Origin of the sequence: Leeuwenhoekiella parthenopeia (assembly GCF_020782115.1) — a bacterium.
Taxonomy (GTDB): Bacteria; Bacteroidota; Bacteroidia; order Flavobacteriales; family Flavobacteriaceae; genus Leeuwenhoekiella; species Leeuwenhoekiella parthenopeia.
This window is the reverse complement of the sequence record NZ_JAJGMW010000028.1, coordinates 1-14837: the sequence shown is the minus strand read 5'-3', so window position 1 is coordinate 14837 and position 14837 is coordinate 1. Positions and strand designations below refer to the sequence as shown.

Here is a 14837-nt window from a genome sequence, read left to right as displayed (position 1 = left end):
CCTTCGCGGAAATGAAAAAAGTCAAACTCGCTTATGCGAGGTTGAAATATTCGATATACGTATTCAAATCCTTGTCCCCTCTACCGCTTAAATTAATCACCACCACATCGTCTTTTTTAAATTTTCGGTCTTTGAAAATGGCTAAGGCGTGTGAGGTTTCAATCGCCGGGATGATGCCTTCGAGTTTGCTGAGTTCCAGACCGGCCTGCATGGCTGCATCATCGGTGATGCTGATGAATTCCCCTCGTCCGCTGCGAAACAGGTGCGCGTGCATAGGCCCAACTCCGGGATAATCCAAACCTGCCGAAATGGAATAGGGCTCGGTGATCTGACCGTCCGGCGTTTGCATCAGCAGGGTTTTGCTACCGTGAATAATACCTTCTTTGCCCAATGCTGAGGTTGCTGCACTCTCGCCGCTGTCAATGCCCTTACCGGCAGCTTCAACCGCGATGATACCCACATTCGGATTGTCAAGATAGTGGTAGTAAATACCCGCAGCATTGCTGCCGCCTCCTACACAAGCCACTACGTAATCGGGATTTTCACGCCCTTCTTTCTCCACCAGTTGTTTTTTAACCTCTTCGGAAATCACGCTTTGAAAACGTGCTACCATATCGGGATAGGGATGCGGCCCTACGACGCTACCGATGATGTAGTGCGTGTCGGTAGGATTGTTGATCCAGTCGCGAATGGCCTCGTTTGTGGCATCCTTCAGGGTTTTACTTCCCGATTCTGCCGGAACGACCTTGGCGCCCAACATTTTCATACGGGCGACGTTTGGCGCCTGGCGTTTGATATCAACAGCGCCCATGTAGACGATGCACTCGAGTCCCATCAAAGCACAAACGGTAGCGGTAGCCACCCCGTGCTGCCCGGCACCGGTCTCTGCGATGATACGGGTTTTGCCTAAACGTTTAGCCATCAAAATCTGCCCGATGGTGTTGTTAACCTTGTGCGCCCCGGTATGGCAGAGGTCTTCGCGTTTCAGGTAGACTTTAGTCCCATATTTTTCAGAAAAGCGCTTCGCGAAATAAAGCGGGGTAGGGCGACCTACGTACTCGCGCAGCAGTTCGTGAAATTCGTTCTGAAATTCGGGTTCCTGCATGACCTTGATGTAATTCTGGCGCAGTTCTTCTACATTGGGATACAGCATCTCGGGGATGTATGCTCCTCCAAAATCGCCGTAATATCCGTTTTCGTTTACGTTGTAGTTCATTTTTTATTCTATATTTTCATTTCCGCGAAGGCGGAAATCTTTTATTCTTATTTCTATTTTTTATTTCGCACTATCAGGATTTCTAAAAAAGCTCAATAACTCCTCTAAATCGCTTCTATTTTTTAATCCGGGCTGGTCTTCGAATTTACTGTTTACATCAATGGCAAACAGCGGTAAATCAGTCTTCAGCATATTTTTGACGGAGTCGAGTTCGTCCAGACCAATACCTCCACTCAGTACGAAAGGTTTTTTGGAAGGATAGTCTTTTAAAACTTCCCAGTCAAAGGTGTACCCATTGCCTCCTTTTTCCTTGCCTTTGGTATCGAATAAAAAGGCATCTACATAGGGTTCATAGGCTTCTAAGACTGAAAAATCAAAGTGATCTTTTATGCTAAACACTTTCCACACTTCGACTGAGCTCAGTGCAGGTACCTCGACTGCGCTCGGTACAGGCACTTCGACTGGGCTCCGTGCAGGCACTTCGATTGCGCTCGGTACAGGTACTTCGACTGAGCCTGTCCTGAGCTCACCGGAAGGGCCAGGTATAGGCTTTTTGGCGGAGTCGGTTTTATGTTCTTTCTCAGGATCACGACTCCACTTCGACAAGCTCAGTGTGACACGCTCGATCTGACATAGCCCTCTAAGTTCTTTGCAATACTCGGGTGATTCGTTACCGTGTAACTGGATGACGTCAAAACCAAATTGGTTTACTTTTTCAAGAACAAAATCCAGGCTGGCATTGACAAATACGCCTACTTTTTTGACTCGGGGTGGCAACTTAGGAATCTCTTTTAAATCATAATTGCGCGGACTCTTCTCATGAAAAATAAACCCCAGATAATCGGGCTGCAAGGCTGCAACGGCTGCGGTGTTGTGTTTCATCCCACAGACTTTTATCCTCACCCCAACCCTCTCCATCCCGAAGGAGGTCGGGAGAGCGGGAGTTTCTTTTTTATGTGTGTCTTTATTTTTCATTTCAGATTATTTCCAATCCGGGGGCAGTAGAACCACCCCTGTTTCAGCAAAGCTGAAACGTTCCCCTCCTTGGAAAGGAGGGGAGCTTTTTATCGGAGTTTATGGATAAACTCAGTGGCGCTTGCACCGGGATCATCGGTTTTCATAAAGTTTTCACCAATTAAATAGCCCTGATAGCCAAAAGGGCGTAACTCCTTAATCGCTTCGATAGTGCTGATTCCGCTTTCAGAGACTTTTACAAATTCGTCCGGGATTTCTGCGGAAAGGTTTTTACTGATATCGAGGCTAACCTCAAAGGTTTTTAAGTTTCGGTTGTTGACTCCCAGCATATCGAGCGAAGGCATAATCGATTTTTGCAATTCTTCAAGGTTGTGCACCTCCAGCAGGACATCCATCCCCAGCGTTTTTGCGAATTCAGACAGGCTCCTGATTTCGCTTTGCGAAAGTACCGCAGCGATCAATAAAATGACGTCTGCACCATAAGCCTTGGCCTCGAGAATTTGATATTCATCAATCATAAACTCTTTTCGCAACAGCGGAAAATTGCTGGCAGCACGGGCTAACAGCAAATCGTCCAGAGAACCGCCAAAGTATTTACCGTCTGTAAGAACGCTCATGCCGCAGGCACCGGCACTTTCATAACCGGTTGCGACATCCTGAACGTTGAGGTTGTGATTGATTACCTGCTTGCTGGGGGAACGGCGCTTGTGCTCGGCGATGATGCCGGTGTCACTATCGCGTAAAGCCTGAGCCAGCGAAGGCGATTTCCGGTCAAAAAGAACGGATTGTTCTAATTGACTCACGGGAATTAGTTGCTTACGTAAGGCTACTTCCTTTCGTTTGTCTGAGATTATTTTATCTAAAATGTTCAAAACGATTACTATTGTTATTTTTATTGCTATTACCTATTAGACGTGTGAGCTTAGCTGAATTAGTTTCTCTAAGCGATCTAAAGCTTTACCGCTGAGGAGGGTTTCTCTCGCGATGTCAAATCCTTCTTTGGGTTCCAGGCCTTTTACTGTGGCTATGGCCATACCGGCATTTGCCGCGACCACATTGTTCTGAGCTTCGGTGCCCTGCCCGCTGATGACTTTTTTAAATATTGCAGCAGAAGACTCGATGCTGTCGCCGCCGTAAATCTGTTCCTGTCTAATGGTTTCTACGCCAAAATCTTCAGCGGTAAGCATACGCTCGCTGGTGTTGCGAATGGCTTTGGTCTCGCCGGTGAGGGAAATCTCGTCATAGCCGTCTATGCTGTGCAGAATGGTGAAATTCTTATCGGTTTTCTGATAGAGGTAGCCATACATACGGGCCAACTCCAGATTGAAAACCCCCACCAACTGATTGTCGGGAAAAGCCGGATTTACCATAGGGCCCAACATATTGAAAAAGGTTTTGACGCCCAGTTCGCGGCGTATAGGACCTACATTCTTCATAGCGGGGTGGAAGAGGGGCGCATGTAACACACAAATTCCCGCCTCGTCCAGGCAACGCTTCAAAAAGTCTTTATCGTTACTGAATGTAATACCCAGATGCTCCATCACGTTGCTGCTCCCACTCACCGAAGAAACCCCGTAATTCCCGTGTTTGGTTACGTTGATTCCGGCTCCGGCGGCTACAAAGGAAGACAGGGTCGAAATGTTGAAGGTATCCTTGCCATCGCCACCGGTTCCGCAGAGGTCAATGGCATCATAGCCTTCAAAGGGTACGGCGATGCACAAATCTAAAAGCGCATCCCGAAAGCCGGCCAGTTCTTCAACGGTGATGCTGCGCATCATATACACCGTCATAAATGCCGCAATCTGGCTGGTGTTGTACTTACCTTCCGAAATATTGACCAGCACGTCACGTGCCTCTGATTTATTGAGTTGCTCGTGGTTGATGAGTCTGTTTAAAAGTGTTTTCATTTCCCTCTCTGCCCTTCGGGCATCTCTCCCCGGGGGAGAGAACTTTTTTTGATGTTTGTAATTCTGTTTTGAGATTTCCGCCTTCGCGGAAATGTAAACTATGTTTTATTGAGATTTCCGCCGGAGTCTATCCTGAGCGATAGCCGAAGGGCGGAAATGATAAAGTGCTACGCATTTATCCAATTTTTGATCATTTTTTTGCCTTCGGGTGTGAGTACCGATTCCGGATGGAATTGTACCCCGCGCACGTCGTATGTTTTATGACGCAAAGACATGATTTGGCCGTTATCGTCTACCGAGGTGATTTCCAGTTCTTCCGGGAACCCTTCCGGCGCCACGACCCACGAGTGATAGCGACCTATTTCAAATTCTTCCGGAATGTCTTTAAAGAGCGTTTCGTCTTTCACGGTCTGTTTCGCTTTGGTGGCTACCCCGTGAAAAACCTTATCCAGATTGATCAGGCTTCCGCCGAAAACCTCGCCAATTGCCTGCTGACCCAAACATACCCCAAACATACTCTTGGTAGGCGCATATTCTTTTATGATGGCTTTCAGAAGTCCGGCTTCATCGGGAATGCCCGGTCCCGGAGAGAGTAAAATTTTATCGTAATCCTTAACTTCTTCCAGCGTAAGCTGATCGTTTCGTTTTACGGTAACCTCACAGTCCAGATCTTCCAGGTAATGCACCAGGTTGTACACAAAACTGTCGTAGTTGTCGATGACTAATATTTTGAGCCCCCCGACCCCCGAAAGGGGAGTGGATTTACTATTATTATTGCTATTACTATTGGTTTCCATATTTGGTTTAAAGTCTATTGAATACTTTAAGTTCTTTTAATTTTTTCGCTTTGCGAAAATAAGGGTTCCCTTTTGGGTACCAGGTGACTAAATTTCTTCTGCCAGTTTGAGGGCTTTAGAAAGGGCTCCCAGTTTGTTATACACTTCTTCGAGTTCTTTTTCGGGCACGCTGTCGCTTACCACACCCGCACCGGCCTGATAGTGTAATTGATGGTTTTTACTCAGGAACGAACGGATGATGATGGCGTGATTGAAGTTGCCGTTAAAGTCCATAAAGCCGATGGCGCCACCGTAAAAATCCCGGTTGATGGGTTCGTATTTCTCCAGCAGTTTCATCGCGTTGTGTTTGGGTGCACCGCTTAAAGTCCCTGCCGGGAAAGTATCTGCTACCACCCGCATTGTTGAGGTTTCGGGGTGTTTGGTTCCCGTGACTTTACTTACCAGATGAATCACGTGCGAGAAAAACTGCACTTCGCGGTAGGTTTCTACCTTTACATTACTGCCGTTACGACTCAGGTCGTTACGCGCAAGATCAACCAGCATCACGTGCTCGCTGTTTTCTTTGGCGTCTTCCGATAGTTTTTTGGCCAAAGCGGCGTCCTGCTCGTCGTTACCGGTACGTTTAAAGGTTCCGGCGATGGGGTGAATTTCGGCTTTGCCGTCCTGAACGATCAATTGAGCTTCGGGCGAACTGCCAAAAATCTTGAAGTTTCCGTAATCAAAATAGAAGAGGTAGGGAGATGGGTTTACGCTGCGCAGGCTTCGGTACACGTTAAACTCATCGCCGCTAAAGCCTTGCGAAAAACGCTTGGAAGGTACAATCTGAAACACATCGCCACGCTGACAATGCTTTTTACAGGTTTTGACCAGGTCTACATATTCTGCATCGGTCATTACCGATTTGCGTTCCCCTTCCAGCTTAAAGTTGTATTCTGAAAAGCTCTTTACGGTAAGCAGCTGTGCGATTTGATCGAGGTTGTTTTCGCCTTCATAGGTATGCGAAAAAATATAGGCCTCGTTATTGAAATGGTTGATGGCGATGATGTTTTGATACACCGCATAATAAATATCGGGGATCTGAAGGCTGTCTTCCTTTTTAGCAATCTCAATATCTTCAAAATAGCGTACCGCGTCATAACTCATATACCCAAAAAGTCCGTTTTGAATGAACTTGCGGTCGTTGTTTTGGGTTTCAAACTTTTGGGCAAAGCCTTCAATAATACCCACGACATCGGTGTCTGCACTGATGTTTGTTTGCTGCATGCTTCCGTCAGGAAACACTTCTTTAATCTGCTCGTTTTGTACCGAAATGGAGGCGATGGGATTGCAGCAAATGTAACTGAAGGTATTGTCGTTTGCCCGGTAATCGCTGCTCTCCAGCAACAGACTGTTGGGGAATTTATCGCGCAAACGCAGGTAAACCGATACCGGAGTAATGGTATCTGCCAGAATTTTCTTGCTGTGTGTCTTTAAGGTAAATTTCATCTTTTATGGGTTTGACTACCTAAACTCATTTTATGTTGTCTTTCCGCTTTGCGTAAAACAAAAAAGACCTGTCGTGAGACAGGCCTTTAATTATGTATTTATCAAATACGAGGTTGCATCACGACATTAAAGTTGCGAGATCCACCACCAGGTATTTGCGATTCTGTTTTTCATAAGTGGCTCAAATATAAAAATAGCTTCTTAGTTAACAAACAAAATCGGCATTTAGTTCTGAAAAAAATTAGATAGACAGGTTGATGTCCAGGGTGAAATCATCATAGATGGTTTTATCCCCTAAGTTGTCGAAGAAACTACCAGAACCGTAACGTACGTCATACTTACTTCTGTCGATTGTAAGAACGGTGCTGAAGTTGCTGCCTGCACGCTCCAATTCAAAAGTTACCGGCTCGGTGGTTTTCTTAATCGTAAGATCTCCGGTTACTTTATAGGTATTTCCCTGTTTTACAGCATTGGTTATAACCAGTTTTGCAGTTGGGTAATTGTCAACACCAAAAAAGTCGTCGCTCTTTAAGTGCCCTTCTAACTGACCTTTGCTGTCTCCGGAAAGATCGGTACATTCAATACTGGTCATATCGATATGAAACTCACCACCGGTGATGTTGTCCCCTTCCATTGTAAAGAACCCGTCTTTAAGATCTATGGTTCCCACGTGCTTGCCGGTTACTTTTTTACCGGTCCAGGTGATAGAGCTGGTTTTTACGCTTACTTTTTCCATAATAGCTTTTGTTGTGAATGATGCAGTGCCTACAGCTACTGCCAGAATTAAAATTGATTTTACTGTTTTCATGGGTTTAGAGATTTATTTGTATATACAAGTATTGAATTAAAAAATTTTAGATCGTTTCAAACAGGGTTTCCTGTGGTCTTCTCACTTTAGGATCGTGCTGATGACTGTCTTCTTCGCTGCGGTATCCTACAGCAACCACTGCAACTGCGTGTAAATTGGTTCCTTTAAGATTTAGGATTTCATCAAATGCCTCTGCATTGAAACCTTCCATTGGGCAGGCATCAATTTTATGAGCGGCAGCTGCACTTAATAAATTACCAATTGCGATATAGGCCTGTCTGGCTGTCCAGCCTGCTTTGGCTTCCTGTGGCAGGTTGAGCAGGGAATTCTTCATCAAATTAGCATAGTCCTGCATCGCTTCAGGCTTCACTCCGTTTGCTTCAGCAGCAATCTCGATATAAGAATCTACCAATTCTGCACCAAAATCGGTTTGATGTGCGAATACAAATATCTCAGAAGCATCGGTAAACTGGGTTTGATTGTACCCGGCTTCTTTCAGCTTTGCTTTAACAGCATCGTCCTTTACAACAAGTATTTTATACGGTTGTAAGCCGTACGAGCTTGCAGAAAGTTGTACTGCTTTTTTAAGAGTTTCTAAATCATCTGAAGCAATCTTCTTGGTTGCATCAAATTTTTTGGTGGCATAGCGCCAGTTTAAGTCTTCTACGTATTTAGTCATGAGTTTTTAATTTATCTAAAAGTGTATTTAGGGTTAGTAATTCATCTTGCGTTAAAGGAGCCACGTTTTTGGCATTGATCTCGCGGGTGAGGGGATCGAGTTGTTCTAAGATCGTAAGGCCGTCGGGCGTGATTTCGATCTCTACCATTCTTCGGTTATCGGGACACACCCTGCGCTTTACCCAATCTTTTTTAATGAGTTTGTCAACCAAACGGGTGGTATTGCTGTTGCGGTCTACCATTCGATCCTGAATACAGGCCAGACTCGCAGGCTTTCCTTTTTGACCTCTTAAAATGCGAAGCACGTTAAACTGTGGGGTAGTCAAATCGTATTCCTTCAATAAGCCGGCAAACTTTTCTTCCAGAATGCGGGAAGTGTATTGCAGATTTATTGCTGTTTTGGATTCCAGATCCAGTTTTGCACTTATATGTAAGGCTTCTTCAATTGTCATTATCGTCTATACAATATTTGTATATACAAATGTAAGGCAAAGTTGTTTTCCTGCAAGCAACGCGAACGAGTTTAACGCATTATTAAGAGACTCATCGATTTTTAAGGGGTTGCAGCGTTTAAATGTTATACAAATCTTAAAGACTGTGCAAAACCAGTTGATTTACTCTAGCTTTAGCCGCTTTAAACCGATTTTTTGAGACCTTATTTGTTTTTTATGGCTGCTTTTTTGGCTTTGGGATGCACCGATGCGACCAAGGGTCAGGAGTTGCCAAAGCCCGTAAAAGTGCATCAGGAGCAGGGGTATAAGCTGCCGGTTTACGATTATGAACACTTTAAGCCTTTTCTAAAGGTAACAGACACCGATGTGGTACGGGTGATTAACTTTTGGGCTACGTGGTGCAAGCCCTGTCTGGCCGAGTTGCCGGCTTTTGAAGCATTGCAGGCAAATTATAAAGATAAACAGGTTGAGGTTATTCTGGTGAGTCTTGATTTTCCAGATCAGGTTAAGGAGCGCTTAATCCCTTTTATTCTCAAAAAGCAACTGAAGTCGAAGGTACTGCTGTTAGATGATCCGCATGGAGATGTGTGGATTCCCCAGGTTTCGGAAGAGTGGAGTGGGGCTATCCCGGCCACTATAATACTAACTTCGGAAGAATACCGCTTTTATGAGCGTTCGTTTGAATATCCGGCACTGGAACACGAATTGCTTTCCTTAAAAAGCAACTTTAATGATTAAACTATTAATAAGATGAAATCCCTAAAAATTCTTGTTGTATTAACCTTGCTTTTGGTTGTTTCAGCATTTGCATTTACCCAGATCGACACCTTTGAAAGCGGATATGCTGTGGGAGATGTTGCCACCGATTTTAAACTTAAAAATGTTGATGGAAACGTTGTTTCCCTCTCAGATTTTGATAAAGCCAAAGGTTTTATTGTGGTATTTACCTGCAACACATGTCCCTTTGCCATGGCCAATGAAGATCGCATCCTTGATCTGGATAAGGAGTTTAAAGCTAAGGGTTATCCGGTAATCGCAATCAATCCCAATAATCCGGAGGTGCAGCCCGGTGACAGTTTTGAAGCTATGCAGGAGCGTGCCCGCGAAAAGGGCTTTACCTTCCCGTATCTGTTTGACGAAAATCAGGAAATCTACCCGCAATATGGGGCTACTAAAACTCCGCATGTATATCTTTTACAAAAAGAAGGAGAATCTCTGCTGGTACGCTATATAGGGGCTATTGACGACAGCGTGCGCGATGAGGCTACGGTGACCAAACGCTTTGTAGCAGATGCGGTACAGGCCCTTTTAGCCGGTAAACCTGTGGAGCCCAGCAACACGAAAGCCATTGGTTGCTCGATCAAAGCTTAAATAAAATTTTAGGAAGAAAATAGACAATGCCTTAACTTTGGTATTCAACCTCAAAAACAAATCATGAAAAATCTAACCCAGGAAGAATGGCGCCGTAAACTGGCCGCAGACGATAATGCCTTTATACTAGACGTACGTACCCAAAATGAAGTAGATGAAGGGATTATGCCTGATTCGCATAATATTGATATTTACGAAGGTCAGGGCTTTATCGATAAAGTAAATAAACTGGATAAGTCTAAAAACTATTATGTGTACTGCCGTTCGGGTAACCGAAGTGGTCAGGCTGCCCAATTGATGGATCAGCTGGGGTTTGAGACTACTTATAATCTAATGGGCGGTTTTATGGAATGGGATGGTGATGTTGCTTATCCCGAAGATTAAGCCTGTTGATATAGCATGAATTACAAAAGAGCCTTTGGGCTCTTTTTTTTTGTTTTTCGAATTAGTGAACCTTCTGTCGGCGGTTTAGAAATTTTAATTTTTAGAGCAGGTTTCGTTCATTTTCTTTGCTTGTCCAAAGAAAACGAACCAAAAGAAAAGACACTTTTTCTTAGGTATTTTTGCCTAAAGGGGCAAAACCGCAAAAAGTCCCTAAATTTTCTCCAAGGCTTCGAAAATTTTTGACGGGAACTTTCTGCTATACTGAAGAAAAAGAAATCTAAAGAATGATATTCTTAGGTATAATCTGAAATGCCGACCATAATAAGAAGGTTCTGTAACATTTGAAGTGAACGAAACGTTACTGGTGCTTCGGAGCTTAATGCAGCTAATCTGAGCCAAGAGAATGGCATTCGTTCAACGCTGGAGATTTCGTATTTCTTATTCAGATATTTGAACGGAAAAATTCAGCATTCTGGCCTCATCCCCCCGCCCTTCTCCCACAGAGAAGGGAGCTCATTAGTGCTAATATCTTATATGATCTTCTGGTTGGGTATCTTCAACGTTACAACTGGTGTTCTGCATTTCTAATTTTGTATTTCTGATTTATTATTGAGTTATTGAGTTATTTGAAAGCATAAAATTCTACATTCTGAATTCTGCATTCTGATTTGTTATTGAGTTATTCGGTTATTTGAACGGAAAAATTTAGCATTCTGGCCTCATCCCCCCCGCCCTTCTCCCACAGAGAAGGGAGCTCATTAGTGCTAATATCTTATATAATCTTCTGGTTGGGTATCTTCAACGTTACAACTGGTGTTCTGCATTTCTAATTTTGTATTTCTGATTTATTGTTGAGTTATTGAGTTATTGAGTTATTGAGTTATTGAGTTATTGAGTTATTGAGTTATTGAGTTATTTGAAAGCATAAAATTCTACATTCTGAATTCAGCATTCTGCATTCAGCACTCTGTGTTATCTCGATATAAATGAGTACCTTAGAATCCCTTTATCATTTATGACCCCTGAGTACATCTAAACTCAAGTTATGAATACTTCTCATTTTTACGTAGATCTGCATTGCCATCCGGCACTGAAACCTTTTGGTAAAAGTTTTAATTCTAAACCGGTTGGTAAAAATACGGTCCGGCGCAGTTCTAAACATTCGATCTGGCATTACGATCCGCCTTCGGTTTTTGATAAGGTGCTTAATTATTTAACCGGTCTGACCAAGTTTTCACAGTCTAATTTTACTGCCTTGTCCTACGGCGGAGTTGGTGTGGTCTGTGTGTCGCTTTATCCGATGGAAAAGTGGTTTGTACGCAATAAGGTTACCAACGAATTGCTGCTTGATCTGGCAGCCAATTTCGCAACGGGACTGGGCAAAAAGCGCATAGATCATATACAGAGCTTTACAGATTATTTTAAAGATCTTGAGGCTGAATATGATTTTTACAAACAGCTGGACGGAAAAGTGATTCAGCTGAAAGAGGGGAAATTCAGGTATCGTATTGTGAATTCATACAACGAGATCGAAGTTATTAAGGTGGAAGAGGAGCAGGATGGCATTGTAAGCATTTGTGTAATCATCACCATTGAAGGTATGCACGTGCTGAATACCGGTTTGTCTCCCGATCCTGACCGGCAGGAAGTGCTTCAAAACCTGAAAAGCCTCAAAAACTGGGAGCATCCTCCCTTTTTCGTAACCATGGCCCATCACTTCTGGAATCACCTTTGCGGACACGAAGAAAGCTTTAGCGGTCTTATTAAAAAGCAGGCCGATCAAAGTTATGGTCTGGGGTTGGGATTTACTCCTTTGGGAAAAGAGGTTCTGGCTTTACTGCTTGACGGGCAACAGGGGCGACCCATTTTAATCGATGTCAAGCATATGAGTGTGAAGGCACGCTATGAGTATTATGAATATTTAAAAACTCACGAGGCTTACACACTGCTGCCCATCATCATTAGTCATGGCGCTGCAAACGGCCTTAGATCGCCTCAGAATCCGGTTATGACCTATCCGGAAACCGCTCAAAAACTACAGCACAGTTCCATTAATTTTTATGATGAGGAACTTATTTTACTGGCTAAAAGCAGGGGTATTCTGGGTTTGCAACTCGACGAGCGCCGGGTTGCCAGCGAGCAAACCCTAAAAACGACCCGTCACGCCACGCAACGTCCTAAAATTATGCATTACCGCTCTGAACTGCTGTGGAATCAAATACAGCATATTTTGGAAGTGCTGGACGCCGAGGGTCTCTTTGCCTGGGATTGTATGGCGATAGGTTCAGATTATGACGGCATCATCGATCCGCTTAATGCATTCTGGACCGCGGAAGAACTCCCGTATCTGAGCGATTTCCTGGAACGTCATGCTTACAACTATTTACAAAAGGACCGAATTAAGCATGATTTCAACAAACTGGATGCCGGTGCTATCGTAGATCGCATAATGGGGCTTAATGCACGGGCTTTTTTGAAAACTTATTTTTAAGACCATTTTGGAAAGGGTTTACTTAACGGGGGAGCAGAGAGCAGAGAACAGAGAACAAAGAGCAAAGAGCAAAGAACAAAGAGCAAAGAGCAAAGAGCAAAGAACAAAGAACAAAGAACAAAGAGTAAGATTGGAAGTCATAGGTACTATAGGGTGTTTTGTTCCAGCACGCGATGGAATTGCGTGGTAACAGGGGATTATTCTTTTTTAGCTCACTGTAATTTATTGTTTATAGAGTTCGTGAACCTCCTAAAGTCGGTTTGCATCGCCCACCCTTCGACTGCGCTCAGGGCAGGTAAAAGAATCAAAAAAGTCTAGGCTTAAGAAACGATCTCTAAATTTATCATTCGACTTCTAAATTTTCTGAACTCCCCTGTGGGTCAAACAGCAGAAAATTTACTACCCACGCGGCAATCTGGCTCTTTCGCTAGAATAGTCCACAGGACTATTCCTAAACGCTCAGCCCTAAATTTCACGAGATCTTTTCTGTATGCCATTTTTTAAATTCTGCAAACACATTACAATTCATCTTACCCTTCGGATTTAGTAATTATTTCTTTCAGTAACTTAAAGTATAAGTTAAGGTTGAGTCATCTTCCTGCCTGACTGACGAGACGGGCTGTTTCTCTGGTGTCAAGGTAGAGGTAAAAGAAAGGAAATAAGGTTTTGAGTTATAGATTTTAGGGTGTGTTTTGTTGAAGTATGCGACGGAATGGCGCAGTAAACGTATATAAAATCAGTGGGATGCGATTTCTCAGTCGTAAAAAACTTCTTCGAAATGACTACTTGCTTTGAATGTTTGTCAGGAAGGTCAGAAACTCATCACTTTGCATTCTTAACTCCTCATTTAAGTTAGGTTATTCTGAACCGAGGGAGGAGTAAAGAATAAAATTTTCAGTTTTGGTTTAAAAGACGGCCTACAAGAAGGTGTTGTAAAATTTGAAGTGAGCGGAGCGTCGCAGGCGGTTCTGTTTGAGGCCGCCTTAGCGGTCGAGTTAAGCGCATGCAGTGCAGTGAATAATAAATTTAGACACCGTCTTGTGAGCCTTGATCTTTTGTTTCTTTTGTATCAAGACAAAAGAAAAGAAGCAAGCATAGAAATAGAAATCTTGTTTCTTCAGTTCGGGAACCCGGAATAAGATCAGAGGTTTTCGGTCCTAAAGTTGTTTTGTTCAGGCACGCGATACAATCGCGCGGTAACAAGGGGTTTTAGAAAAGCTTTACAAAAGTCTTTACAAAAGACAGGGAATGGGGTTGAGTGTTATAGGTCCTATGGCATCTTCTTTACTTTTCTTTGCCTGTCCAAAGAAACCCTTCGGCTAGCGCTCAGGGCAGGCGAACCAAAAGAAAAGAGCCCCTCGCTTAGGAATTTTTCGCCTTGAGGGCGAAAACTGCCTTGTCAGCTCCGCGTCGCTATCGCTCCTGAATCTCGGAGCTGCCAGCGTCTATTCTGAATCGAGGGAGGGCTAAAGAATCGTATTTTAGTTCTATAGGGTGTTTTGTTCATTTTCTTTAGCTCGCTGTTGCTTATTGGTTTTTGGAGCTCGTGAACCTCGTGCCTCGGTTTAGCTCGCTATCGCTTATTAGTTTTGGAGCTCGTGAACCTCCTATCGTCGGTTTAGCTCGCTGTTGCTTATTGGTTTTGGAGCTCGTGAACCTCCTATCGTCGGTTTGCTTCTCCAAAGAAACCCTTCGGCTATCGCTCAGGGCAGGCTCACCAAAAGAAAGGAGCCTTTTTAATCTGTATTGCTTATTGGTTTTGGTCAGATAGAATGTGCTTATAGTGATTGGAATTCTTTAGGATCATTTAGGTTTGGCACATTTCTTAGGTATTTTTGCCCTCAGGGGCAAAACCGCAAAAAGTCCCCTAAATTTTCTCCAAGGCTTCGAAAATTTTTAACGGGAACTTTTTGCTATACTGAAGAAAAAGAGGGTTAAAGAATAAAATTTTCAGTTCTGGTTTAAAAGACGGCCTACAAGAAGGTGTTGTAAAATTTGAAGTGAGCGGAGCGTCGCAGGCGGTTCTGTTTGAGGCCGCCTTAGCGGTCGAGTTAAGCGCATGCAGTGCAGCGAACGATAAATTTAGACACCGTCTTGTGAGCCTTGCCCCGAAGCTTCGGGGTTGTTTCTTTTGTATCAAGACAAAAGAAAAGAAGCAAGCATAGAAATAGAAATCTTGTTTCTTCAGTTCGGGAACCCGGAATAAGATCAGAGGTTTTCGGTCCTAAAGTTGTTTTGTTCAGGCACGCGATACAATCGCGCGGTAACAAGGG

13 protein-coding genes are annotated in these 14837 nt (G+C 43.7%); 4 read left to right on the top strand and 9 right to left on the bottom strand.

The features are described 5' to 3' along the window. Positions 1 to 31: 31 nt before the first annotated feature. The 9 genes from trpB to LLW17_RS16475 all read right to left on the bottom strand — a co-directional run bounded on the left by trpB (position 32) and on the right by LLW17_RS16475 (position 8318). On the bottom strand, positions 32 to 1216 hold the full coding sequence (gene trpB, locus LLW17_RS16520; protein ID WP_228231398.1) for a tryptophan synthase subunit beta: 1185 nt from the start codon (positions 1214 to 1216) through the stop codon (positions 32 to 34). A 60-nt stretch (positions 1217 to 1276) separates the two neighbouring features. After that, the gene (locus tag LLW17_RS19025) at positions 1277 to 2191 is read right to left on the bottom strand and encodes a phosphoribosylanthranilate isomerase (protein ID WP_350355219.1); all 915 of its coding nucleotides are present in this window, start codon (positions 2189 to 2191) and stop codon (positions 1277 to 1279) included. Positions 2192 to 2280: 89 nt separating this feature from the next. Further along, a complete protein-coding gene (trpC, locus tag LLW17_RS16505) occupies positions 2281 to 3063 on the bottom strand; it encodes an indole-3-glycerol phosphate synthase TrpC (RefSeq protein ID WP_228231397.1) in 783 nt (260 codons plus the stop codon). 36 nt (positions 3064 to 3099) lie between these two features. Continuing rightward, complete coding sequence (trpD, locus tag LLW17_RS16500) at positions 3100 to 4098, bottom strand: anthranilate phosphoribosyltransferase (protein ID WP_228231396.1); 999 nt, start codon at positions 4096 to 4098, stop codon at positions 3100 to 3102. A 167-nt stretch (positions 4099 to 4265) separates the two neighbouring features. Next, a complete protein-coding gene (locus LLW17_RS16495) occupies positions 4266 to 4895 on the bottom strand; it encodes an anthranilate synthase component II (protein WP_228231395.1) in 630 nt (209 codons plus the stop codon). An 87-nt stretch (positions 4896 to 4982) separates the two neighbouring features. Continuing rightward, on the bottom strand, positions 4983 to 6380 hold the full coding sequence (locus tag LLW17_RS16490) for an anthranilate synthase component I family protein (RefSeq protein WP_228231394.1): 1398 nt from the start codon (positions 6378 to 6380) through the stop codon (positions 4983 to 4985). Positions 6381 to 6621: 241 nt separating this feature from the next. Beyond that, positions 6622 to 7188, bottom strand: a complete 567-nt coding sequence (locus LLW17_RS16485; RefSeq protein ID WP_228231393.1) for a YceI family protein — start codon at positions 7186 to 7188, stop codon at positions 6622 to 6624. Between the two features lie 46 nt (positions 7189 to 7234). Beyond that, the gene (locus LLW17_RS16480; protein ID WP_228231392.1) at positions 7235 to 7867 is read right to left on the bottom strand and encodes an NAD(P)H-dependent oxidoreductase; all 633 of its coding nucleotides are present in this window, start codon (positions 7865 to 7867) and stop codon (positions 7235 to 7237) included. Next, positions 7860 to 8318, bottom strand: a complete 459-nt coding sequence (locus LLW17_RS16475) for a MarR family winged helix-turn-helix transcriptional regulator (RefSeq protein WP_228231391.1) — start codon at positions 8316 to 8318, stop codon at positions 7860 to 7862. Before LLW17_RS16475 ends, LLW17_RS16480 begins: the two co-directional genes overlap by 8 nt. Before the next feature lie 195 nt (positions 8319 to 8513). On the opposite strand from LLW17_RS16475, the gene LLW17_RS16470 reads away from it, so the two are divergent. The 4 genes from LLW17_RS16470 to LLW17_RS16455 all read left to right on the top strand — a co-directional run bounded on the left by LLW17_RS16470 (position 8514) and on the right by LLW17_RS16455 (position 12564). Beyond that, positions 8514 to 9056 (top strand): TlpA disulfide reductase family protein, encoded by a 543-nt coding sequence (locus LLW17_RS16470; RefSeq protein WP_228231390.1) that lies wholly within the window; start codon positions 8514 to 8516, stop codon positions 9054 to 9056. Between the two features lie 12 nt (positions 9057 to 9068). Next, on the top strand, positions 9069 to 9689 hold the full coding sequence (locus tag LLW17_RS16465; RefSeq protein WP_228231389.1) for a thioredoxin family protein: 621 nt from the start codon (positions 9069 to 9071) through the stop codon (positions 9687 to 9689). Between the two features lie 63 nt (positions 9690 to 9752). Further along, positions 9753 to 10073: a rhodanese-like domain-containing protein gene (locus LLW17_RS16460; RefSeq protein ID WP_228231388.1), complete on the top strand. Its 321-nt coding sequence runs from the start codon at positions 9753 to 9755 to the stop codon at positions 10071 to 10073. Positions 10074 to 11118: 1045 nt separating this feature from the next. Beyond that, a complete protein-coding gene (locus LLW17_RS16455; RefSeq protein ID WP_228231387.1) occupies positions 11119 to 12564 on the top strand; it encodes an amidohydrolase family protein in 1446 nt (481 codons plus the stop codon). The last annotated feature ends 2273 nt before the right edge of the window (positions 12565 to 14837 follow it).